Source organism: Streptomyces sediminimaris (assembly GCF_047049295.1).
Lineage (GTDB): Bacteria > Actinomycetota > Actinomycetes > Streptomycetales > Streptomycetaceae > Streptomyces > Streptomyces sediminimaris.
The window spans coordinates 171,866-194,824 of record NZ_JBJWOT010000003.1; the positions used below are offsets into that span (position 1 = coordinate 171,866).

The 22,959-nt window shown below is 71.0% G+C and carries 18 protein-coding genes and 1 pseudogene; 9 read left to right on the top strand and 10 right to left on the bottom strand.

Translation table 11 applies throughout. The features are described 5' to 3' along the window. Positions 1–128 precede the first annotated feature (128 nt). On the top strand, positions 129–1,268 hold the full coding sequence (locus tag ACJ9NR_RS40190) for a PucR family transcriptional regulator (RefSeq protein WP_412494661.1): 1,140 nt from the start codon (positions 129–131) through the stop codon (positions 1,266–1,268). Between the two features lie 792 nt (positions 1,269–2,060). Here ACJ9NR_RS40190 and ACJ9NR_RS40195 read toward each other — a convergent pair. Together ACJ9NR_RS40195 and ACJ9NR_RS40200 are read right to left on the bottom strand one after the other, a co-directional pair. Next, entirely contained in the window at positions 2,061–2,990 is a 930-nt protein-coding gene (locus ACJ9NR_RS40195; protein ID WP_412494662.1) for an SDR family NAD(P)-dependent oxidoreductase, read from the bottom strand. Between the two features lie 44 nt (positions 2,991–3,034). Further along, a complete protein-coding gene (locus tag ACJ9NR_RS40200; protein ID WP_412494663.1) occupies positions 3,035–3,922 on the bottom strand; it encodes an SDR family NAD(P)-dependent oxidoreductase in 888 nt (295 codons plus the stop codon). Between the two features lie 72 nt (positions 3,923–3,994). On the opposite strand from ACJ9NR_RS40200, the gene ACJ9NR_RS40205 reads away from it, so the two are divergent. Next, the gene (locus ACJ9NR_RS40205; protein ID WP_412494665.1) at positions 3,995–4,939 is read left to right on the top strand and encodes a LysR family transcriptional regulator; all 945 of its coding nucleotides are present in this window, start codon (positions 3,995–3,997) and stop codon (positions 4,937–4,939) included. A 709-nt stretch (positions 4,940–5,648) separates the two neighbouring features. Continuing rightward, positions 5,649–7,355 (top strand): MFS transporter, encoded by a 1,707-nt coding sequence (locus ACJ9NR_RS40210; protein ID WP_412494666.1) that lies wholly within the window; start codon positions 5,649–5,651, stop codon positions 7,353–7,355. Positions 7,356–7,595: 240 nt separating this feature from the next. Here the strand turns inward: ACJ9NR_RS40210 and ACJ9NR_RS40215 are convergent, their stop codons facing one another. Next, complete coding sequence (locus ACJ9NR_RS40215) at positions 7,596–8,543, bottom strand: helix-turn-helix domain-containing protein (protein WP_412494667.1); 948 nt, start codon at positions 8,541–8,543, stop codon at positions 7,596–7,598. A 128-nt stretch (positions 8,544–8,671) separates the two neighbouring features. Between ACJ9NR_RS40215 and ACJ9NR_RS40220 the strand changes: the two genes are divergently transcribed. From ACJ9NR_RS40220 to ACJ9NR_RS40230, 3 genes are all read left to right on the top strand, one after another. Next, the gene (locus ACJ9NR_RS40220; RefSeq protein WP_412494668.1) at positions 8,672–9,715 is read left to right on the top strand and encodes a saccharopine dehydrogenase family protein; all 1,044 of its coding nucleotides are present in this window, start codon (positions 8,672–8,674) and stop codon (positions 9,713–9,715) included. A 268-nt stretch (positions 9,716–9,983) separates the two neighbouring features. Further along, the gene (locus ACJ9NR_RS40225; RefSeq protein WP_412494669.1) at positions 9,984–10,235 is read left to right on the top strand and encodes a hypothetical protein; all 252 of its coding nucleotides are present in this window, start codon (positions 9,984–9,986) and stop codon (positions 10,233–10,235) included. A 4-nt stretch (positions 10,236–10,239) separates the two neighbouring features. Continuing rightward, a complete protein-coding gene (locus ACJ9NR_RS40230; protein WP_412494670.1) occupies positions 10,240–10,620 on the top strand; it encodes a toxin Doc in 381 nt (126 codons plus the stop codon). A 176-nt stretch (positions 10,621–10,796) separates the two neighbouring features. Here ACJ9NR_RS40230 and ACJ9NR_RS40235 read toward each other — a convergent pair. The 6 genes and pseudogenes from ACJ9NR_RS40235 to ACJ9NR_RS40260 all read right to left on the bottom strand — a co-directional run. Next, positions 10,797–11,240 (bottom strand): annotated as a pseudogene (locus ACJ9NR_RS40235) (putative immunity protein); the annotation flags it as partial. 12 nt (positions 11,241–11,252) lie between these two features. Next, complete coding sequence (locus ACJ9NR_RS40240) at positions 11,253–11,822, bottom strand: TIGR03086 family metal-binding protein (protein WP_412494671.1); 570 nt, start codon at positions 11,820–11,822, stop codon at positions 11,253–11,255. Between the two features lie 405 nt (positions 11,823–12,227). Then, positions 12,228–12,410 carry a hypothetical protein gene (locus ACJ9NR_RS40245; RefSeq protein ID WP_412512790.1) on the bottom strand — a complete coding sequence of 61 codons (183 nt, stop codon included), beginning with the start codon at positions 12,408–12,410 and terminating at the stop codon, positions 12,228–12,230. Positions 12,411–12,478: 68 nt separating this feature from the next. Next, positions 12,479–12,691, bottom strand: coding sequence for a hypothetical protein (locus ACJ9NR_RS40250; protein ID WP_412494673.1), 213 nt, complete (start codon positions 12,689–12,691; stop codon positions 12,479–12,481). 179 nt (positions 12,692–12,870) lie between these two features. Beyond that, on the bottom strand, positions 12,871–13,500 hold the full coding sequence (locus ACJ9NR_RS40255; RefSeq protein WP_412494674.1) for a VOC family protein: 630 nt from the start codon (positions 13,498–13,500) through the stop codon (positions 12,871–12,873). A gap of 249 nt (positions 13,501–13,749) precedes the next feature. Next, positions 13,750–14,364 carry a helix-turn-helix domain-containing protein gene (locus tag ACJ9NR_RS40260; protein ID WP_412494675.1) on the bottom strand — a complete coding sequence of 205 codons (615 nt, stop codon included), beginning with the start codon at positions 14,362–14,364 and terminating at the stop codon, positions 13,750–13,752. Positions 14,365–15,056: 692 nt separating this feature from the next. On the opposite strand from ACJ9NR_RS40260, the gene ACJ9NR_RS40265 reads away from it, so the two are divergent. Beyond that, complete coding sequence (locus tag ACJ9NR_RS40265; protein ID WP_412494676.1) at positions 15,057–15,323, top strand: hypothetical protein; 267 nt, start codon at positions 15,057–15,059, stop codon at positions 15,321–15,323. A gap of 213 nt (positions 15,324–15,536) precedes the next feature. On the opposite strand, the gene ACJ9NR_RS40270 is transcribed toward ACJ9NR_RS40265, so the two are convergent. Beyond that, the gene (locus ACJ9NR_RS40270) at positions 15,537–16,253 is read right to left on the bottom strand and encodes a DUF3152 domain-containing protein (RefSeq protein ID WP_412494677.1); all 717 of its coding nucleotides are present in this window, start codon (positions 16,251–16,253) and stop codon (positions 15,537–15,539) included. 817 nt (positions 16,254–17,070) lie between these two features. Here ACJ9NR_RS40270 and ACJ9NR_RS40275 point away from each other — a divergent pair. Both ACJ9NR_RS40275 and ACJ9NR_RS40280 read left to right on the top strand, forming a co-directional pair. Further along, positions 17,071–18,120, top strand: coding sequence for a phosphatidylinositol-specific phospholipase C domain-containing protein (locus ACJ9NR_RS40275; protein WP_412494678.1), 1,050 nt, complete (start codon positions 17,071–17,073; stop codon positions 18,118–18,120). Positions 18,121–18,579: 459 nt separating this feature from the next. Continuing rightward, entirely contained in the window at positions 18,580–22,878 is a 4,299-nt protein-coding gene (locus ACJ9NR_RS40280) for an nSTAND1 domain-containing NTPase (protein WP_412494679.1), read from the top strand. Positions 22,879–22,959: the final 81 nt, after the last annotated feature.

Consider the following 22,959-nt stretch of genomic DNA (forward strand, 5'->3'; position numbering starts at 1 on the left):
AGCAGCTTCCACGCCCTGCTGCGCAGGGCTGTACTCGTCATGAGCCCAGCTTGCTGCGCCTTGAGGCGTAAAGTCCTGACCGCAGGACGTGAATCTGATCGGCGGAATTGTTCGCAGGGAATAGAATCGTGAGCCATGTAACCCAGAGGGCCAGCGAACTGGCCCTGGATGAGACGACGGTCACCGCGCTGCGGGCCGCGCTGAAGAGCACCGCCGAGGAGGTCGTCCAGGCGATCATCGACGAGGTCCCGCCCTACGCCAACGCCCTGTCGGGTCACATGGGCGCCACCATCCGCCGAGCTGTCCGCACCGCCCTGGGGCACTACCTGGACCTCGCGAGCGGGAACGCCACAGGCGGCGACGGCGGCGACGCGGCCTACGAGCTGGGCCGCGGCGAGGTCCGCGACGGCCGTTCGATGGACGCCCTGCTCAGCGCCTACCGCGTCGGCGCCCGCGTGGCCTGGCGATGCCTGGCGGCGGGTGCCGTACCCGCGGGCCTGCCCGCCGCCGAGGTCGCCAAGTTCGCCGAGCTGACCTTCGCCTACATCGACGAGCTCTCCGCCGCGAGCGCCGCGGGCCACGCCGACGAACTGGCCGCCCGGGGCAGGGACCACGAGCGGCACCTGGAACACCTGGCCCGCGACCTCCTCGCCGGCGCGAGCCCGGACGTGCTGCTCGTCTCTGCTCAACGAGCCGGGTGGCAGCCTCCCGTCTCACTGACCGCGGTCCTGCTGCCCGCCGCCCAGACCCGGCCCGCCTACCGCACACTCGACCCGAGCACCCTCGTCCTCGACGATCTGCCGGACGCCACCGGCGTGCTGCTCGTCCCCGATGCCGACCGGCCGCATCTCCTGCGGCAGCTGACCGAGCGCACGGCCGTCGTCGGCCCCGCCCGGCCGTGGACCCGTGCGTCCGCCTCGTACGCACGCGCCGTCCGCGCGCGCTCCCTCTCCTGCGACATCCGCGACACCGAGGACCACCTGTCCGAGCTGGTGCTGAGCGCCGACATGGAGGCGTTCGCAGACCTGCGAGCCCGCGCCCTCGCGCCGTTGCGGACCTTGCCTGCCGCCACCGCACGACGGCTGGAGGAGACGTTGCGGGCATGGCTGCTGCACCAGGGCAGGCGGGAGGAGGTGGCGGCGGAGTTGTTCGTCCACCCCCAGACGGTCCGGTACCGGATGTCGCAGGTGCGGGAGCTGTTTCCGGATCTCGCATCGCCACACCGGGTCCTTGAACTGACGATGGCGGTCGGTCTTCAAGTCAGCTGACGCCTGGCCCGGCCGTCCACGAGCCCGCCCGCGAGCGGTCCAGGAACCGTGTCTCGTTCTCAAAGCCACCAGCCGGCTCATGCGGCCCGGGGATGAGCGGTATCAGCCAGCTGAGATCTGGGGGATGCGAAGACCGACAAGGTCCCGGGAAGCCCGTCCGGGGGCGCTGGCTCTGAGAAGCGCGGCATCGGTGAGACGACGTGGAGGATGCAGTCGCAGTCGGCGACGGCGTCGTCCCAGCCGTCGGGGTGCTGCGGGCCAGCGCGTACGACCGTGAGACGGCCGTCGTCGAAGGGCGCGGCGCGTGGAGCCAGGAGCGCAGTCCCGGCTCCCCCGTCGCAGGTCGCGGACCTGTGGTACGTACGGTGTGCCCGGCGTCGAGCAGGTCAGGATGCACCAGCTTCCGATGCATCCTGACCCTCCGGTGACCAGTACCCGTGTCATCTGTGTCTCCTCAGTTCGCGACGTGTGCTTCCGGCGGTGGCCGCGGCCACGTCGCATGATGTCGCTGGGCGGCGGTCTGGCTGCTTCCGAGGACAGCGGTGGCCGATCATGACGGGGCAGAGAGGCGAGTACGGCGGGATCTCCCCCGCGGCGGCGGTGATGAACTCGGCGATCCCGCGCCAGAGCCCTCCTCATCCTCCTCGGCCCGCTCGTGTCCTGGTGGCCGCGCCGGAACGGACGACGGAGTTGATGCAAGGGCCATACCGAGGACACGTCTGCGGATGGCCTCCAGTTCGGCCTCGTCTAAGACGCCCCTTGGAAGGTCCCGCCGTGTCGTCCGGGGGTCACTCAGCGGGCGTGTTCGAGCAGTTCCTGCGACAGGGTCCACAGGCGTCGGGCGTTGTCCGGGTCGACGGCGTAGCGGGCGACGCCGTGCAGTGTGCCGGAGCGTCGCTCGACGACCTCGGTCTCGTTGCAGTCGACGAAGTAGCGACCGCCGACGCCTTCGAGCAGGGGCGAGGTGGCGAGGAGGACAGAGGTCGCCGCACCCTGTTCGACGGTCTTGATCAGGTCGTCCGGGACCTTGCCGCTGCCGCGGCCGCCGGTGTGACGCTGCAGGTTCGTGTAGATCGCGCCGGGCATCAGGGCGTTGGCGGTGATGTGGTCATCGGCCCAGCGGCGGGTGGCTTCGACCGCGAAGAGAATGTTGGCGGTCTTGGACTGGCCGTAGGCGAGCCACGGGTCATAGGGACGGAAGGCGAAGTCGACGTCGTCCCAGACGATCGGTGACCGCTGATGGCCACTGGAACTCACAACGACGATACGCGCGTCGCCGTCGGCGGCCAGCGCGTCGTGCAGGCCGGTGGCGAGGGCGAAGTGTCCCAGGTGATTGGTGGCGAACTGCCGCTCCCGTCCCTGGTCGGTGTACTGCTCGGGGCAGGCCATGACGCCCGCGTTGTTCACCAGGACATGCAGCGGGCCCCGCCAGGCGGCGGTGAAGGCGCTGACCGACGCGGGATCGACCAGGTCGAGGTGCGCGGCATGCACCTCCCGGTTCCCGGTGGAGGCGGTGATCTCCTTGGCGACGCGTTCGCCCGCCGGCACATCCCGTACGGCGAGGACGACCTCGGCACCGGTGGAGGCCAGGGCGCGGGCCGTCTCCGCGCCCAGTCCCGACGAGGCGCCGGTCACGACGGCACGGCGGCCGGTGAGGTCGATCGCTTCGGCTGCTTCGGCCGCGGTGGTGCTGAATCCGAACGGGGTGGTGATGGCACTCATGGGTGACTCCTTGCGCTGTGCTGCAACGCGGGTCTGTGGTGTGGTCAGGGGGTGAGCAGGCGGTCCTGCTCCGTCGGCGGCGTGCCGGAGTACCAGTCCAAGGCCCGGCCGAAGCGGACCAGTTCGCCGTACAGGGCGGAATCGACGTGCTCGGCGAGGACCAGCTCGAGCACGGCCTCGGCGGCCTGGGCGGGCGACTGGGCCCGGCTGTAGTCGCTGAACCAGGGGCGCGAGGTGGCGGTGTCGACCATGCCGGGGCATACGGCCGCGATCAGAGTGCCGGTGGCGAGGTCGTGTTCGCGGCGCTCGGCCGCGACCGCACGGACGGCGGCTACCTGAGCCACCTTCGAGGGCACGTTCAGCCAGAGGGGCCAGCCGGCCTCGTGCGCGGTGCCGTTACGCAGGGCAGTGCGCCACGACGCGACGGCGTGCTCCACCTGATCCAGGCTCGCGCCGTCGAACAGGTGGTGCAGTCGCGGGCTGAGGTGGCCGAGGGTGCCCAGGCTGCTGGCCACGACGAGCAGCCGGCCACCCGGCCGCAGGACCGGGCCGAAGGAGCGCAGGACCGCATGGGTGGCGACGTTGGAGACGTCGATGAACTCATCTGCCCGCTCCGCCTGCGACTCCTCGGGCAACAGGCGGGCGACCGCGTTGGAGAGAACGACGTCGACGCCTCCGAACCGAGCCCGCACCTCCTCGGCGAGACGGACGACGGCATCCGTGTCGGTGACGTCCAGGACCCGGCCCTCGACGCGGGCACGGGTGCCAGGCAGTCCCCTGACCTCGCGCGCGGCGTCCATCACCCGCTGGGGGTTGCGGCCGGTGAGCAGAACGAGGTCGTGCGGGTTCATGCCGGCCGCAAGTCCTTCGGTGAGGGCGCGGCCGAGTCCCTGGTTGGCGCCCGTGACCAGGGCGATACGCGGAGCATTCATGCACGCCACGCTAGGAACGCGCTCGTCCATGAGTCCAACGAAAGTTCGGAACAGGTGGTATGCGTAAACGTCATGGACTTCACGGACGTGTCGCTGACCGCCCTGCGCGTCTTCCGGGCCGTCGCCGAGCATGGAACCTTCACCGCGGCCGCCGTCTCGATGGGCTACACGCAGTCGGCGGTCTCCCGGCAGATCGCCGCGATCGAACGTGCGGCGGGCGCGGAGTTGCTGGAGCGGCGGCGTGACGGTGTCCGGCTCACCGCGGCCGGAAGGATCGTCATGCGCCGCGCGACGATCGTGCTCGAGGAGATCGAGGCCACCACGCGCGAGTTGTCCGGCCTGCCCGGGCAGGCCGGGACGGTGCGCCTGGGCTGGGTGCCCAGCTCAGGCGCCGTACTGGTGCCCCGGGCCCTCGCCGAGCTGCGCCGCACCGACCCGGACCTGCACGTTGTCGGGCGTGAGGGCGGTACCCCCGCGCTGGCCCGCGCGCTGCGGTCCGGCAGCATCGACCTGGCCCTTCTCGCCTCCGCGCCGCCCTTTCGTGCACCGGACACCGACTCGCCCCCACTCGCGCTGCAGACACTGACCGAACGGGCCCTGTGCGTCGCGGTGCCGGCCGCTCACCCGCTGGCCCGCGGTGACTACGTGGACGTGGACGACCTGCGCGGACAGCAGTGGATCACCGGCTCCTCCTCAGGAGGGGACGGGCTGATGGGCGTATGGCCGGGCCTGGACGAACGGCCCGAGATCGTCCTCACCGCCCGAGACTGGCTGGCCAAACTGCACCTCGTCGCTGCCGGGTGCGGACTGACCACGGTGCCGGCCACCCTCGCGGCCGTCGCACCTCCCGGGGTGCGCGTCCTGTCCGTCCACGGTGGCCCCCAGGAACAGCGGCGCCTGCTGCTGGCCCGCCTTCCCCACCCGCCGGAGCAGGCCGTCAGCCGCGTCGCAGCCGTGCTGCGCGCCGAGGCGCTTGCCACCAGCCCCCACCCCGCTGGGCTCCCCCGGCCTTCCTGACGGCCGGACCACATCTGACCGGCGTGGTCCGCCCACGCGCCCCGCCTCCACGGCCACCTTCACCTGCTGGGCGGCACAGTGCTCGTCGCTGTCGGCGCCGCGGCCGCCGAGGACCGCACCGCCTTCGCCTTCCCTTCGCTTTCCCTTCGCCTCCCAGCAGGCTCTGGCCGGGCCGCCCGGCGGCCCACCGCAACCACCGCCCCCAGCATCCGCGGCCCGGCAAGCCCGGGATCCGGCCGGCCGTGCCGCTGCCTGGACCTGCGACGGCGCAACGCGCCCGGCTCCGGACCGGCGGCCGGGGATCCAGCCGTTTCCGATCCGCTGCTGGTGACCCGACCTGCAGGACCGTCCACGCAGATGACCACCCGCTACTCGGCCGGGCGAAAGCTCCACGGGCACAGAACCGGCCGCGGGTTCATGGCCGTCGTGTCGGACACGGTCCCGATCCGCACCGCCCGGCGGTACAACCGGGCCTGGCCGTCGTAGATCGCGGCAGGCGAGGACCAACCAGACCGCCTTCGCCGTCCGGTTGCTGCTCGCCATCCGCTGCGCCCTCGCTCCTGCCGAACGCACCACGGTCTCGCGCGCAACCTCTATGCATACCGACTAGTCGGTACTACCCTCTGGCCACGCTCCCGGAGCCAGGCGACCGCGCGCCCTCGTCACCCCGCCGCGTGTACCGGCTCCGGGCACTCCCGGGAGGAGCCGTATGTCCGCCACCACGACGCCGTTCGACGACAACAGACCAGCGCCCGACGCACCACCCACGGACGCCCCCGGCCCGCTGGCCCGGCTGTACCGCCGCGAACTGGTGGACTACCCGCCCACCGGTCGCCGTCTGGCGTATCTCGCGATCGTGGTCATCACCACGGTCGTCCTGTACTACATGCTGTACATCCAGTACGCGGTGGCAACATCGATCATCACGCACTTCGACATGACGTACCGCTACTTCGTCTGGGTCTCGGTGATCGGCAACGCGATCGGGGCCTTCGCCTCGCTCGTGGCCGGTCTGGCGGACCGCTGGGGCCGGGCGAATCTGGTGGTCTACGGGCTGCTGATCGCCGCGCTGCTGGTCCTGTTCGGACTGCCGAACGCGGCGGACAAGACCACCTACCTGGTGCTCTTCGCACTCGTCAGCTTCATCGAGGGCATCGTGCTGGTCGCGACCCCGGCGCTGATCAGAGACTTCTCCCCACAGCTCGGCCGGGCCACCGCGATGGGGTACTGGACGATGGGCCCGGTCATCGGCTCCCTCGTGGTCACCACCGTCACCAGCAACACCCTCGACAACGCCACCTGGCAGGACGAACTGCGCTACTCGGCGATCGCCGGCCTCATCGTCTTCGTCATCGCGATCCTCGCACTGCGCGAGCTGTCCCCGGCACTGCGCGACCAGATCATGGTGACGCTACGGGACCGGGCACTGGTCGAGGCACGCGCCAAGGGGCTGGACACCGAGGCGCTGCGCCGCGGCGAGTGGCGGCAGATGATGCGATTGGACGTGCTGGGATCGGCCTTCGCCATCGCCGTGTTCCTGCTGCTGTACTACGCCGCGGTCGGCAACTTCGTCGTCTACTTCGCGACCGTCTTCGGCTACAGCGAGCAGCGCACCAACGCACTGGCCAACTGGTACTGGGGCGCGAACGCCATCGCCCTGGTGCTGGTCGGCCTGCTCTCGGACCGGCTGAAGGTGCGCAAGCCCTTCATGATCGTCGGCGCGGTCGGCTCCATCGTGATGACAGCGGTCTTCGCCACCCGCGCCACCCACCAGACGACCGACTACTACACCTTCGCCTGGCTGTTCGTCGGCATCGGTGTCTTCAGCGGTATCGCCTACGCGCCCTGGATGGCGAGCTTCACCGAGACGGTGGAGAAGCACAACCCGGCGGCGACCGCCGCGGGCCTCGCGGTGTGGGGCTGGACCGTGCGTATCGTGGTCGCCGTCTCAGCGGCCTTCATCCCGGTACTGGTCACCTCCGTCACCCCGCTCGTGGAGCACGGCGCCGAGGTCAAGGCCGCCTCGGCACAGGCGGCGCCCGCGCTGGCCATCGTCAACGCGCATCCAGCGCTCTTCGCCGAACTGGACAAGTACACGCCGACCACCGTCCCGCCTGCACTCGGCGCGCGCGCCGTCCAGGAGGTCGGAGCGAAGGACCTCTCCGTCGTGCAGAAGGCGGCGCCGCAGTTGAAGCTGCTGAAGGAGTACGGCGCCACGGTCCAGAAGGCGTCGAAGGACGGGCCCGGCGAGTGGCGTGACTGGTGGTGGATCTGCGTCGGCGGCCAGGTGCTCTTCCTGCCCTTCGTGTTCGTGATGGCCGGGCGCTGGAGCCCGAAGAAGGCACGCCGGGACGCTGAGGCACACCAAGCCGCGGTCAACCGCGAACTGGCCGCCCTCGCCGCCGCCAAGGGGTGAGCAGTCGTGGAGCCGGCCCTCCGTGGACGGGCCGGCTCCACGACAGCACAACGCGACGTTCATGCGCCCATCCGCGATGACCACGGGCCGCGTCACCGTCCACCCCCCACCGGTCGGCGCCGCTCGGCGAAGGCACGTGCCCCTTCCTCGGCGTCCTTCATGAGTTCGGGCAGCGTGCGTTCACCACTTCGGACGGCACCGTGCCTTGGTGCTGCTCGATCGGCCGCCCGGGCCGTGGAGCTACTCCCTGAGCTGGGGACGGAAGGTGCGGCGGTAGGTATCGGGTGGGACGCCGACACTGCGGTGGAAGTGGCGGCGCAGGGTGGTGGCGGTGCCCATGCCGGTGGCCGCGGCGATGGTGTCCACGGTGGCGTCGGTGGTCTCGAGCAGTTCCTGGGCGAGGCGAATGCGCTGGGTGTGGAGCCACTGCAGTGGCGTGGTGCCGGTGAGGTGCCTGAAGTGGCGGCCGAGGTGGCGTGAGCTCATGCGGGCCTGGCGGGCCAGGTCCTCCACGGTCAGCGGCTGGTCCAGCCGCTGAAGCGCCCAGGGGAAGAGCTCGTCCAGTGGGTGGGTGCCCGGGGCGGGGAGCGGGGTTGCGATGAACTGGGCCTGGCCGCCGTCGCGGTGCGGCGGGACGACCAGGCGTCGTGCGATCTTGTTCGCGTTTGCCGAGCCGTGGTCGAGGCGGACCAGGTGCAGGCACAGATCCATGGCGGCGGCCTTGCCCGCGGAGGTGAGGACGTCGCCGTTGTCGACGTAGAGGACGTCCGGATCGACGGTGGCCGCCGGGTGGCGCCTGGCCAGTTCCCGCGTGTGGGCCCAGTGTGTGGTGGCGCGCCTGCCGTCGAGCAGTCCTGCCGCGCCCAGGACGAAGGCGCCCGTGCACAGTGAGGCCACGCGGGCTCCGGCCTCGTGGGCGGCACGTACCGCCTCGACCAGCTCGGCAGGCGGGTCGCGGTCGGTATCGGCCCAGCTGGGGACGATCACCGTGTCCGCGTGCACCAGGTGCTCGAGTCCGTGGTCGGGTTCCAGGCGGAAGCGGCCCACGTGCACCGGGCCGCTTCCGCAGACGGAGAAGCCGTACCAGGGGTCCACGATGTGGGTCAGGTCGGCTCCGAAGACCTCGACGGCCACGGACAGTTCGTAGTGGAGCATGCCGTCGGTGACGGCCAGCGCGACAGCGGGCATGTCCGAAACTGTACGTGGCATGTCGTTTCCGACGCTCGTGCGGGGCGCTGCCCGAGAGAAAGGATGTGGATGTCAGGCCGCGGCGGATGGATTTCGCAGCGGGCGTTCGAGTGCACGGGAGCAGGCACATGGGGTCAGGTCAGCTGGTGACGGTGTTCGGCGCGTACGGTCACACCGGGCGGTTCGTGGTCGCGGAGCTGGCCGCGCGTGGGTTCGTCCCGGTGCTGTCCGGGCGCAACGCGCAGACCTTGGAGGAGCTGGCCCACAAGCACGGGCTGCAGGCCCGGGCGGCCTCGGTCGACGACCCGACCGCGCTGGACCGGGCCCTGGCGGGAGCGGCGGCGGTCATCAACTGCGCCGGCCCCTTCGCCTCGACCACCGGCCCCGTGATCGAGGCGGCGCTCCGTGCGAAGATCCCCTACCTGGACGTGGCCGCCGAGCTCGAGGCCAACCTCGACACCTTCGCCCACTACCGCGAGCGGGCCCGGGACGCGGGAGCGGTGATCGTCCCAGCCATGGCCTTCTTCGGCGGCCTCGGCGACCTGCTGGCCACCGCGGCGATGGGCGACTGGACCGAGGCCGACGAGGCACACATCGCCTATGCGCTCAGCCACTGGCACCCCACCGCGGGTACCCGGCTCTCGGGCGCGGTCTCCCGCGAGCGACGTGGCGACCACCGCCTGCGCTACAGCGGCGGACAATGGGAGCACCGCACAGACGCCGCGCCCGTCCTGGAGTGGACCTTCCCGGAACCGGTGGGACCCCGGGCGGTGATCGGGGAGTTCACGATGGCGGACGTCGTCACCGTCCCCCAGCACCTCGCCATCCCCGACGTGACCACCTACATGAGCGCCGAGGCGGCCCGCGACGTCGCCGCCCCCCACACGCCGGCCCCGGCCGCCGCCGACGAGAGCGGGCGCTCGAGCCAGACCTTCCTCGTCGACGTCGTCGTCCGCTCCGGCGGAGCCGAACGCCGGGCCACGGCGGGCGGCCAGGACATCTACGCCGTCACCGCGCCCCTCGTCACCGAGGCCCTCGAGCGCGTCCTGACCGGCCGTACCAAGGCCGTCGGAGCCGTCTCCGCCGGCGAGATCTTCGATGCCCCCGACTTCCTCCACGCGCTCGCCCCGCACATCGCGCTCGACCTGCACCCGCAGAAGCAGAACGCCTGACCGAGTCCTCCGCCCGGCCGTCGGGCTCGCGCCCTCAGCGGGCCGTCACGGCACGCACGTCGGCGTCCTCGTTCGATCACCTCACCTCCACGGGTACTGCCAGAAGTCCTCGACGAACGCTGACCCAGCCCGTGAACAGAGCCACGGCGGCGCGGGCAGGCGCTCCGCCCGCGTTCACCATGGATGGTCCCACGGCCACGGGTACCCAGGATGCATGCGCTGACCTGCAGTGATTGAGTCCTGGGTACCCCGGCGGTACGCTGACCGCATGGCAGCGCTCAACGTGGACTTCTCCGATGCGGAGCTCGAGGACCTCCGGGCTGCCGCCCGGGAGCACGGCATGACGCTGAAGGCCTTCGTGAAGGCCTCGACGAGCGAGGCGATCGCCCATCAGCGGAGCCTGAAGAGGGCAGCGGCGGAGTTCCAGCGGGTCTTCGCGGACCCCTCGCTGGCCGACGCCATCGAAGCGGCGGGCATCGACGACGGCCCGAGCGGGAGCACGACGGGCAGGGCCGCCTGAAGCAATGGCGCCCGCCCCACTGCACGTCGACGTGCGCTGGCTCCTGCAGCAGCACGAGACGGCCCTCCCCGATCAGCCCACCATCAACGACTTCTCCGCCCTGGTCGCGGCCGTAGCCCGCCACCGCGTCGATCCGCCCCGCCTCGGCATCGACCCGGACGCGTCCTGGCGGGCGGCGGCGCTGCTGCACACCCTGCTGCTGCTCAGGCCCCTGCCGTCCCTCAACGTCCGCTACGCGTGTGCTGTCACCATCGCCTATATGCACGCCAGCGACGAGGGCATCGACGTCCCGTACGGGGAGCTGATCGAACTGTGCAAGGACTTGCTGGCGGGCAAGGACAGCGTGTTCGGTGCCGCCGACCGGATCCGTTCCTGGCGCATCTGACCGTCCTGGCTCCAGGCCGCCACCAGTCGCCCGGTCCCGGATGAGACGGGCATCGCCGGAGCCGTCCGAACGGGCGAGGACGAGGTCGGCCCACGGAGCGGACCAGGTGGTGGCGGTACGGCCGCGGCCTGACCGACGGCATACCCGGCATGCCGTACTGCGCCACGCAGCTCTCGAGCCGCGCCCAGGGCATGGCCGCCCGCCGCGCGGGCCCGCACCACCTTGGCCTCGCCCCCCACCCAGCCGCGCAGGTGCTCGATCGCCCGGCGCGGTCGTGGGTCGTCAGGCTGAGCCGCCCCGAAGTGGTGGAGGACATGTTCCGCGCAGCTTCCGCGCAGGTTCCGCGCAGGCTGCCGCCCGCAGGGCGAAGCTCCTGTTACTGACCAGGGCCGGGCCGGGCCGCGCCGCAGCGAGGCCGTGGGGCTTCGGCGCGAGGACCTTCGCTTCGTCCTGGGCGCCGGCGTGCCGGGCTGCCGGATCCCCAGCGGCTGAAAGCCTTGGCCACGACCGGACGGGTGGAGATGAACCGGCCTGCGAGCACTACACGGCCACCAGGTCCGAGAGAAGGTGCACCATCGCCGCTCAGAGGCGGGGTCGAGATCACGCCCAGGCGGGATCACGCCCAGGCGGGATCACGCCCAGGCGGGATCACGGCCGGTCAGGCCGAGGATGCGGTCCAAGGTGGGTGCGTCGGCCGACACCGCGACCTCCGGTGCGTACAGGCCCATCTCCCGCCCCTGCTCCACGCCGGCGAACATCGTGTCGTGCAGATGCGCCAACAGGTCGGCGGGCAGTTCCAGCCGCTGCCCGGTCGCGACCGCCAGGTCCCAACCGTGCACGGCCAGCTCGCCGACGATCATCTCGCCCATGACAGACGCGGGCAGCATGTGCGGCGTGCCCATGCTCGTCTCGCCCTCCCAGGCGCTCGGCGGCGCCCACGACGACGTGATGTCATTCAGCAGCGCGAGCAGACTGCCGCGCCAGTCGCCGGTCGCCAGGTCCACATCGGACTCGGCGGCCGCCGGCTGCGGAACGTGCTCCTTGCGGCCGGCGCCGGCGAGCGACGGGCCCCAGAACAGGAGGTGGTTGACCAACGCCCGCACGTCATACTCCGTACACGGAGTCCTGTTGGCGAGCTGGTCGTCCGTGATGGTGCGGGCCACTGCGGCCATGGCCTCGGCCGCGCTGGAAAGGTGTGACATGGCGGCGACGCTAGGCGCCATGGGCCGGAGGGGTATTGAAGAAAGACGACATGCACTCTGCCGCGTGGGGCGGGACGTTTCGTGAGCTGGTGAGTGCATGGGTCTGGCGTTCCACCAGTGGCGCCGCCGGGACGAGGCAGGACCACACATCGAGGGCAGCATCTGGAATCACGAGGTATCACTGGTCGACCAGTTCTACGAGTGGGCGGTCCGCCAGCGCTACCTCGCGCCGGTCCCGATCCCGCACCGCGCCCGCCGCACCGCGCCCGCCGCACCGCGCCCATGTGTTCGGTTGTCCGGCCCTCGACTCATCGACGGTCCCGGCGACCTATGGCGCATGACGAACTCGTTCTGCTCCTTCTACCCCTACGCTCGCCGCGCTGGAGACCGCGTCCTCGCTCAGCGTCAGATGTGGGCCCTGACTTGCTGCACCGGATGTCCGAGTGCGTCCCCGATCGCGATCAGTTCCTCGTCGCTGAACCAGACGCGCTCCGGGTTCCAGACGGTGATCTCGAAGCGGGCGAAGCCACAGGGCCAGTCGTACTCCAGCGCGTCCAGCGAAGTCGCGCCGCCGCAGCAAGGGACCACCACGGCGAGGGTGGCGAAGCCGTCGTCGCAGTGAGCTTCGAGGAGGTCGGCCCACCACTCGGTGCCGATCAGCGCGCCGCATTGGGGACAACCGATCTTCTGCAGATTCTGACCACAGTCGACGACGGTGAGTCGTGCCAGGCGACATCGATTTCGACCTCGACACCGCCGGGGAGCCCGGGGGCCAGGTCCTCCACGAGCCCCGCAGCGCGCTCGGCCGCGGCTTGCTCAGGCTGCCAGTGCGGGTCGGTCGGAATGACAGAGAGGACATCGTCACTCACGGACTCACTCGATTCGTCAGGCCAGACCTCATCCGGGTGACGTGATATTACCGGGCGCGCATTCGGGCGACAGGCTCCCCGTGCGGGTCACACCTCGAAGGCGGCGTGACCGGATGCCGCACCCCTTGCCGACGGAGACCGCCGAGCACAGGACCCGCAGCTCGACTCGCACGGAACAATCAGTTCGAAACGGGCCCTGGCGGATCAACCGGGGGCCGGCACGAGACGTGGAACTCGTTCCCTCCGGCGTCGAGGAACTCTCCGGGTTCCCAGTCGAGACGGCTGACCTCCAGTCGCAGCCTGTTGCGCGCCACCTTCGACGCAGCAGGCGGCCCCATCACCAACGAGACCGTGCTGGTGGGCCGCCGGCGCAGCCGGACGCCCCAGTCGTGGGACTCGACCGCGTGCCAGTCGGCCCGGTTCTGCCAGAAGGCCAGCTGCGCGTAGCGGTCTTCCTCGGCGACATCGAGGCAGATCGCGACGAGGCCGGAGTCCGCGAGCACGCCAGGGTGACCGGGACGCAGTACGCAGAACTCGTTGCCCTCAGGATCGGCCAGCACATCCCACGGGACATCCCCCTGACCGATGTCGACCCGCGTCGCACCCAGTGTGAGCAGGCGCGCCACTTCTGCCTCCCAGTCCGGTCCCCCGGCCAGGTCGAGGTGGAGTCGGTTCTTGTGTGCCGTCTTCGGCTGCGCAGTCGGCACGAACCGCAACTGCAGGCCGCCCGTCCGCCCTTGTGTCGCGTCCATCCAGAAGCGATCCATGCGCGCGACGTCCAACGCGTCGATCACGATCCCGGTCAGCATCCCGTTCTCCGTTGAAGGGGCGGTTGTCGCGGCGCAGAGCCCACAGACCGTCGACGCGGGCCCCGACGCCCTCGAGCCCCCGACCGTAGCACCGGCCGGTCCGCCCGGCTGTCGCGGCGGTCGAGACCCTTCAACCAGGTCGTCTCCCCCGCACGCGTTGGCCGGTACTCCGCTCCTGGAAGGACGAGTGGCGGATCTGAGCGCCCTGGGTCATCTCAGCCTCTCGTCGGAGATGTTCGGTACTTCGGATCAGTCCGCGAGTCCATCCTGCGTGTCGGACCCACCGACGGTGTAGGTGTCCTTCAGCTTCACCTCGGTTACGCAGCGGCCCTCTTCGAACGCCGCACGCCAGTCGCCGATGACGTGGAGTTCGTCGGTACCCATCGCGCGGACCACCATCAGACCGCGGGCCAGGTGCCTGCGGCACCGCAGGCCGACTCGTCGGCGCGGGCTCCGCGGCTTGGCACTCGGCGGAGTCCAGGTGCTGGGGGAACCCTTCACCTGGTGACGGGCGGGGTGCCCGCACAGCACACACGGCCGGGGGGCAGCGAGCACGTCGGCGTCGTCGTCCTGGCCGGCCGCCTGTCCGGCATCCGCGCGAACCTCGCCCTCCGGCTCATCCTCGGGGACTTCACCGGTCGTCTCCGCCACCTCCGCCGCCTCGGCCGCCTCGGCCGCCAGCTTCGCCTTCGCCCCCTGCAGGAAGTACCCGCACTTCTCCCGCACTTCGCCGCTCGGGTCCCGTCCGGACTCCCAGCCCCCGACTGTGGAAGGGCTGACGCCGAGGGCCCGCGCGAGCTGAGCGCGCGAGAGGCTCAGTTCCTCGCGCAGGGTGCGCCGCTCCTCGGCGGGGGGCAGTGCCACCTCCTTCCGGCACCGGCGAGCAGGGCGTCGATCGCGCCGAAGTCCGTCATCACACGACTCCTTCGACGGCTGCACGACGTCGGGGCCCAGCCTGTCGGCCGGGGAGGCGGCAGTGCGTGGCAGGCAGCGCTTCCGCGGCCCGGGTGGGTCCCGCCAGGAGTTCGACAACGTCGATGCCGTAGTGCGCGGCGACCGCCTCGCAGTCGGTCAGGCTCCAGGCCGCGGTGCCGGACTGACGATGCACCAGGCGCGGGACACCGGAAGGCCGCACGCGCTCGGAAAGAGCTGCGGTTCGCATCAAATGTCACAGCCGATCAGTCCGTGTGTCACACACGTGTCCCGGTGCCTCTGATCGAAAACCTGACCGGTGAACCTTACGTCTTGCAGATCACAAAGCCCGCTCGCCCGGAGCGGGGCGTCCTGAGGAGAGATCGATGACCGTTCGGAAGACCCGTAAGACGTCAGCGTTCGCGCTGGTCGCGATTGCCGCAGGCTTCGCACTCACGGCCTGTGACAGCAGTAGCGACAACGCCTCGTCTTCCGCGTCGGCGTCCTCGTCCGCGCCTTCCGCTCCTTCTTCCCCCTCCTCTGCCTCTTCGTCTTCCGCCGGCGGCTCATCCGCCGCGGCCGCCGCGTCGCAGCCCTCCAAGGCCGCAGGGGGCTCCGAGGGTTCCGGCGGGAGCGCGTCCGGGGTGTCCCCCAAGGACGGCGTGAAGTGCACCGACCAGATCGACTACGCGGGCGACCCCCGGTCCAACGCCCAGATCAACTCGATCGGCGAGAACACCGGCACCTGCCCGGCGCCGCGAACGGGGGACGCAACTCCGTCGGGCGTGCCCAACAAGCCCGGCGTGAAGTGCACCGACCAGGTCAACTACGCGGGCGACCCCCGGTCCAACGCCCAGATCAACTCGATCGGCGAGAACACCGGCACCTGCCCGCCGGTCCGGCACCAGTGAATCGCTGTACGGCGGGAGCCGGACGGCTGCGGCGCCCGGCTCCCGCCGATCCCGCCGATCCCGCTGACCGCAGATGCCGAAGGAGCCGCTGTCGCGGACCGGCGTGCCGTTCCACGTGATGCGTTTGTCGCTTCCGCAGGCACCGATTCCGCGGGTGCTGAGCGTGGACGACTTGCAGGACCACATCAGCGTGTACGCCGGCAACGGGTACCGTCACTCTCCGGCCGCCGTGCCCTTCACCGGCGGTCCGCCCAGGTAGTGTCCCTGGGAGTCGTAGGGCCAGGCGTTGGCCTTGCAGCCGTGGAGTCCGTATATCTGCTGCATCATCGCCGGTGCCGGCTTTCCGGGACCGGGGCAGCCTTCGTGACCGTGGCCGATATGGTGGCCGACCTCGTGGTTGATGATCAGTGCGCGGTATCCCGAGATGGGCCCAGGGAACCTGGGTGAACCGGTGAGCCAGCGTTTGAGGTTGACGACCACCTTGTGGCCGAGGTCGCAATTGACCTCGCCGTGGGTGTCCAGTCGGCCTTCGGCGCAGATCCGGTCCGCGGTGTCGGGGCTTGCTATGTCGATCACGAAGTCATACGGCTTCCGTGAGACGAGTTGGAACGCGTCGGTTCCGTCGGCGGTCCAGCCTCGCTTGTCGGCGAGTATCTTTTCGATCTCCCGGGCCGCCGCATTGGGCGAGACGCCCGTTCCCTGCTCGACCAGGACCGCAAAGCGTCGGACGTCAGGGCCTTTGCCGTACACCTTTCCGGAGGCCTGTGCGGTGGTGAACTCCCCGTTCCCGTGCTGCTGGACCCCCGACATCTTGGCCGTATCGCCACTGCCGCCCGGGGCGCAGGCCGTCAGGAGAAGAATCATGACGGCCGCGAGGGCGTGAGCCATCGGTTTGTGATCCAGCATGGTTTCCGCTCCGAACTTCGCCACTCGTCGTCCACCTCTGCAGAACGTCCTTGCGATCTGTTCCAACGTCCTTGCCGTGCGAGCAGTTCGATTCCCGGGGCGACGGACACTCCTGTGACGAGCGTGTGACTGCGCCGTGACGCGTAATCGGCTCGTGTGGTGAGATGCCGACGCCGGGCGGTTGACGGGCGCACGGGGCACGGTCACGTCTCCTGTGTCGGTGGAGGCCATCGATCGTGCGCGGCTGATGGTGGAGGCCATCAATCACGGTGTCGTGGGTGTGGTGTGTGCCAGGCCCGCTGACCAGCCGACAGGCGCTCCTTCGGCCGGCCAGGCGCCAGATGGAGCAGTCGGCCGGCATGGCCGTCGTCCCGGGCGAGGAACTCGCGGAGGCAGGCCGGCACACTGTGCTGGGGCAGGGATCGTCCGGCTCCAGGGCCCTGGCCTGTACTCGAAGTCGATGCGGCAGCACACCGCGCTGGGCGCCTCGGGATGGGGCCTTCCGTCGAGTGCGCGCGACGGGGGCGCCCGCTCGAGGCAGTGCGGACCTGTGCCTCTCCTCGCCGCATCCGCGACCATACGATTCACGCCAACCCCGAGGCCCCAACTTGCCTTGTTCTCTGTGCACTTGACCGCCCGACGCGGGGGATCACAGCCTCCACCGGGTGACCGGAATTCGCATGCCGCCGGAGAGCGGAGCTGACAGCAGGAATCCGGATCACGTTAGATGTCATGTCCCCGTCCATTCATGTGTGGCCGTCAACGTCCTGACGGGAAGCCACCCCCTGGAGGACACGTGATCGGTCAGTTGAACCGCCGAGTTTCCGTTGGACTGCGTACGGTGTTGAGGGCCACGCTCACCGCGTGCCTGGCGATCACCGTCGTCGGCGCCGCAGGCGGCACGTCAGCCGCCGACACCAGCGGAACGGACGCCCTTCCGTTCTCGGGCGCCACCACGTCCGGCCTGCACAACACCTACGACCCCGCCGCGTTCACCTATCTCGCGCAGGCGCTCGACACGGGCACCTCGATGATCGAACTCGACGTCTGGGACGACTTCTTCACCAAGGAGTGGAAGGTCAGCCACTCCAGCCTGACGAGCAACGGCAACAACTGCGTCAACGCCTCGAGCCCCGCCGATCTCTACACCGGCGGCGCCAACAAGGACCTGGAGAGCTGCCTGGACGACGTACGGGTCTGGCTCGGCGCGCACCCGGGACATGCACCGCTGATCATCAAGCTGGAGATGAAGGCCGGCTTCCAGGCCAGCCTGGGGATGAGCCCGGCCAAGCTCGACCAGTCGATCAGCGCCCACCTCGGCAACCTGGTCTTCAAGCCGAACGATCTGCTCAACAAGCCCGGCGGCGGCCAGTACGCCACCCTGGACGACGCGGCAAGAGCCGACAACTGGCCGACGCGGCAGTCGCTCGCCGGCAAGGTGATCTTCGAGATCATCCCGGGCACCGTCGAGGAGAACAACCCGACCGACTCCCTGTGGACGGACCGGGAGTACGCGGGCTACCTGCGTGACCTGCACACCCAGGGCAAGACCGCGCAGGCGAACATCTTCCCGTCGGTCCACAGCGCCCAGGCCGGCGACCCGCGCACCCGCTACTCCGACACCTCGCTGCGTCCCTGGTTCGTGGTGTTCGACGGCGACGCGGCCACGTACCTCAACGGCACCATCGACACGAGCTGGTACGACACCCACCACTACCTGCTGATCATGACCGACGCGCAGAACGTGTCGCCCGCCCTGGACGACACCAACCCCTCGGACGCGGACGCCCGGGCCCGGATCGCCGAACTGGCCAAAGCGCACGCCACCGTCGCGTCCAACGACTGGCGCGGTCTGCCCGACGTCCAGTCGCTGGTCGCACCCCGCGGGTGACCCGACAGCGGTCACTTGGCACGACCAGGCGCCCCATGGGTGATCACATGGGGCGTGTCCGCTTTCCGCGAGCCGAGCCTCCACAGCTCTGCCCCACGAAGCTGTCGGACAGTCCAGCGGCGGCAGGAGCTGGGGGCTGGGGCTGGGACTCCTGACCCGGTCGCGCCCTCCGGCTCCGGAGCCGGAGGGCGCGACCGGGTGATCCATGGGGCAGGGCCGGTTGGAGATCTCTTCGCCCTTGCACGCTCCCGGGTCCTGCTGTCAATTCCGAGGTGATGCCCGCCGTCGACAGCCGGTCGGGGAGCACGCCGGGGAGCACGACGGACGCCGCTGACGTCCGATTCCCGTAGGAGGTATGCCAAGGCTTTGTGGAAGTGCCCTGTGGGAGCGGCGTGAAAGGGGTAGAAGGGCAGGGAGAGGTAAAAGCCGTGCGGGCGGCGGGACTTGTGGACGGGGGGCATGGTGCGTCAGGCTCAGCCGACGCCGGAGGGGGCCGGGACGGGAAACCTGCACGCGGCCCTGCTGCGCGTGCTCGACGCCCGGGGCGGCCCGGTGGGCGTCGCTTTCCTCGTCACCGAGGATCGCGCGCTGACCTGCGCCCACGTGGTCACGGCGGCGTTACGCGCCCCGGACGGCCCGGAACCGGACGTGGGCACCGACCTCCCGGTGGACCTGCCGTTGGTGCCCGGTGGGCAGGAGACGCCCATCACCGCCCGGGTCGAGGTCTGGGGGCCCGGACTGCCGGACGGCGCACAGGACGTGGCCGTCCTGCGGCTTCCGTCCGTGCCCCCGGGATCGTCGCCGGGCACGTCGCCGGTACAGCTGGTCACCGGCCGGGATCTGTGGAACCATCCCGCGCGCGTCTTCGGCCTTCCCGTCGGGCGGCCGGGCGGGGTCTGGCACTACGGTCGGCTGCGCGCCGTCCAGGCGGACGGCTGGGTGCAGTTGGACCTCACGGCGGACGGCTACCGCGTCTCGGGCGGTTTCAGCGGCGCTCCCGTCTGGGACGACGAGCTCAACGGTGTCGTCGGGATGGTGGTGGCGGCCGAGTCCGGGGAGCCGCCGGCCAGTTATCTGCTGCCCACCCGCCTGCTGGCCGGGGCCTGGCCGCCGCTGTCCGAACTGGCCCTGCCGCCCTCGCCGTTCCGTGGCCTCGCGGCGTTCCGGGAGTCGGACGCGAGCGAGTTCCACGGCAGGGCGCGGGAGAGCGGGGAGGTCGCCGGCCTGGTGGCCGCGCAGCCCCGGACCCTGGTCGTCGGCCCATCCGGCTGCGGCAAGTCCTCACTCGCGATGGCCGGCGTCGTGCCACGGCTGCGTGCCGAGGGGTACGCCGTGGCGGTGGTGCGTCCGGGCACCGAGTCCGATCCGCTGACGGCCCTCGCGGCGGCACTCGTACCGCTCCTGGAGCCCGGTGCCGCACCGGCCTCCCCCGCCCGCCCTGACCCCGAACGAGCCGCGGACGTGGCGGAGTTGAGTGCTCTCCTGGTATCACAGCGGTCGCTGGCCGACGTCGCGCCGAGCGTACTGCGGGTCGCCGGGGCCGAGCGGCTGCTGATCGTCGTCGACCAGCTGGAGGAACTGCTGGCTGCGGAGCCGGCGGCCGTCGACCGGTTCGCCGAGCTCCTCTTCGGCGCCGATGCGCTCCCAGCCGGTGTTCATGTCCTGGCCACCTTGCGGGGGGACTTCCTCCAGGCCGCCCTCGACCATCCCCGCATCGGTGCGGCCCTGCCCCGTAGGCCCTACGTGCTGCGGGTCATGACGTCCGAGCAGCTGCGCGAGGTGGTGACGGCCCCCGTCGCGTCCGTGCCGTCGGTGTCCTACCAGCCCGGTCTTGTCCGGCGGATCCTGGACGACGCCGGTGACACCCCGGGCGCCCTGCCCCTGCTCGGTCTCACCCTCGACCTGCTGTGGCAGCGCCAGCGGGACGGCCTGCTCACCCACGCCGCCTACGAGCGGCTCGGCCGGGTCGCGGGGGCCTTGCGGCAGCACGCCGACGAGGCCTGGGCCGAGTGCGTCGGCGCGGCCGACGAGGAGGCGGCCCGACGCCTGCTGGGGCGGCTCATCCGGCTGCCGCTCGGGGCCGGTTCGGTGACCCGGCGCACGGCACCGCGCCGTGACCTGGACGACGAGGCATGGCGGATCGCCGGGCGACTGGCCGCCACGCGCCTGTTGGTCGCCGGCCGCGACGCGGGAGGCGGCGAGACCGTCGAACTCGCCCATGACGCGCTGATCACCGCGTGGCCGAGGCTGGCGGACTGGGTGTCGGAGAACCGCTCGTTCCTGGGCTGGCGCGAGTCCCTGCGTCACGACATGGACCGCTGGCAGGAACACGGGCGCCGGCCGGACCTGCTGCCCGGCCCGGTCACCCTGGCGAGCGCGGAGCCATGGCTGGGAAGCCACGCCGGCGACCTCACCGACGCGGAGCGGGACTACCTGCAGCAGGGCCGCGCCCGGCAGCGCACGCGTGCCCGCAGACGCCGCCGCTTCTTCACCGGCCTGGGCCTGATCGCCGTTCTCGCGCTGGTCCTGGGGACCCTGCTCGGCTTCCAGCGCCGGCAGAGCCGTGCCCAGCAGAAGGTCGCGGACTCACGTGCCCTGGCGCAGCTCTCCGCAGACCGGACGAAGGCGGACCCGGTGCTCTCCACCATGCTGGCCCTGGCCGCGTACCGGACGTCGCCCACCACCGAGGCCGCGAGCGCACTGATGCGCAGCTACGTGCAGTACGCGGGCACCGCACGGCAGCTGGCCGGGCTGCCCGACACCCTCGGTGGCTATCAGACGAGCGCCGACGGCCAGGTCGTACTGGCCCGCTCCAGTGGCGGCAAGGCTCGCCTGTATGTGCACGCGGCCACCGGGGAAGTGCGCAGCGAGCGGCTTGCGCAGCCCGTCCAGGCACTGTTTCCGCTGGTCTCCCGGGACGGCGGCCGAGCCGGGTACGTGGGCCTGGACGGATCCCTCGTCTGGTACCGGGTGAACAGGTCCGCCGGCGGCGGCCCGATCGCCGGACCCCCGCACCGGCTGCCCGCCGCCCACGAGGTGACCCAGGGGCTCTACGACGACCACCGGGCCGCCCTCTCCCCCGACGGCCGTGTGGCGGTGGCGGCGTCCGGGACGCACATCGTCTCCTGGGACCTGGACCGGGGCACCCTCACCAGGGTCCCCGCACCCAAGAACATCGCCTACGACCTGGCGCTGTGGGCCGGCGCGGACGACCGGACGGCGCTGGTGCAGACCGCCACGGGCCGCCCCGGTCACTTCACCGTCGGACTCGACGTGATCGACCGCCTCACCGGCACGGTGCGGCCGCTGCAGAAAGCGCCGGGCGTCGATCAGGTCCAGGTGTCCGGCGACAGCACGGCGGCCGTGACCTGCCGTCGCCAGGGCGGCCGGGCGTACTACTCCGTCCTCCCGGTGACCGGCGGGCGGGCGGTGCGCGGCTTCTCCGAGAAGGCCGACCTGTGCCGGCTGCAGGCCGTGGACGGCAGTGGGCAGCGGGCCGTCCTGCAGGACGGCAACAACATCCGGCTGGTCGGCCTGGCCCATGGCACCGCGCTCTCGCGGATCGTCGGCGTGGGCGCCGGAGGCTCCGAGATCAGCCTGTCCTACGCCGCGGTGGGCAGCACCCCCACGGTCATCGGCATCATCGACAACCGGCTCTCCTACAACGCGTTGACCCCCGAGCTCACCCCGCTCGACATCCACACCATCGCCTTCACCGGCCGCGGCGGGACCATGGTCGGTGTCGTGAAGGGCGGTTCGCGCATCCAGGTCCGAGCGGTGGACGAGCCGGACAAGGTGCTCGCCGACGCCGCCCGCCCCACACCGTATTGGGACACCACGTTCACCCACGAACACCTTCAAACCAACGACGACGGAACCCTCGTCGCCGACCGGGACGGCCAGGACAGCATCTCCGTGCGCCGACTACCGACACTGCGCCGCACCGCGCGGATCACCCCCGCCCCTCCCCCACCCACCACGGGCGAGGACCCCACTCTGACCTGCTTCTTCGACCGGTCCGGACACCTGGTGACGGTCTCCGGCACCGTCATCCAGCAGTGGAACCCCTCGACCGGCCGCCAACTCGCCCGCTTCGACGCCTCCGTGTACCACCCCGACACCGGATCCGACGGCGCGCCCGAGCTGTCCGTCGCGCCCTACCCGGAGGGCGACGCCGTCGCCGTCACCGTGACGGGTGACCCCCGCACGCACCTGGTGGACCTGGCGAAGGGCCGCGAGACCGCTCACCTCACCACCGGGAAGGACGCGACGGGCGTCGAGTTCGACCCCGGCGGCCGCCATCTGGCGATCCTGCGCCGGGGCGGCCTGGTCGAGCTGTGGCGACGGCACCCGTGGCAGCGCGAACTCGGCCCGCTGCCCGTCGTCCTGGACGACGAGTCCACCGCCCGGTTCATCGGCGACCGGGGCCGCTTCCTCGTGGCGGTGGCCGGCAAAGTGCGCGTCTACCGGGTGGCGGAGCACTCCTACGACTCCTTCTACGAGCTCGGCGGCCCGGCGGGCATCGACATCCCCGAGCCCTACTCGTTCCCGGGCGCCGCCGCCGACGGGACGGCCGTGCTCTATACGGACATCGACGGTGACGGCGGCCCGGTCCCGCTCGACCCGGCCCTGTGGGAACGGCGGTTGTGCCAGGTCATCGGCTACCGCGACTTCACCACGAAGGAGCGGTCGGGTCTGCCGACCCACCTCCCGACCGGCCGCACCTGCCCCCGCTCTTCCGCGGGAACAGGCGGCTGAGACACCTGGCCACGATGGCTCCGGCTCCTGCGGACACCGTGAGCGAGGGGCCATCGGGACGACGACGGAAAACAACGGAGG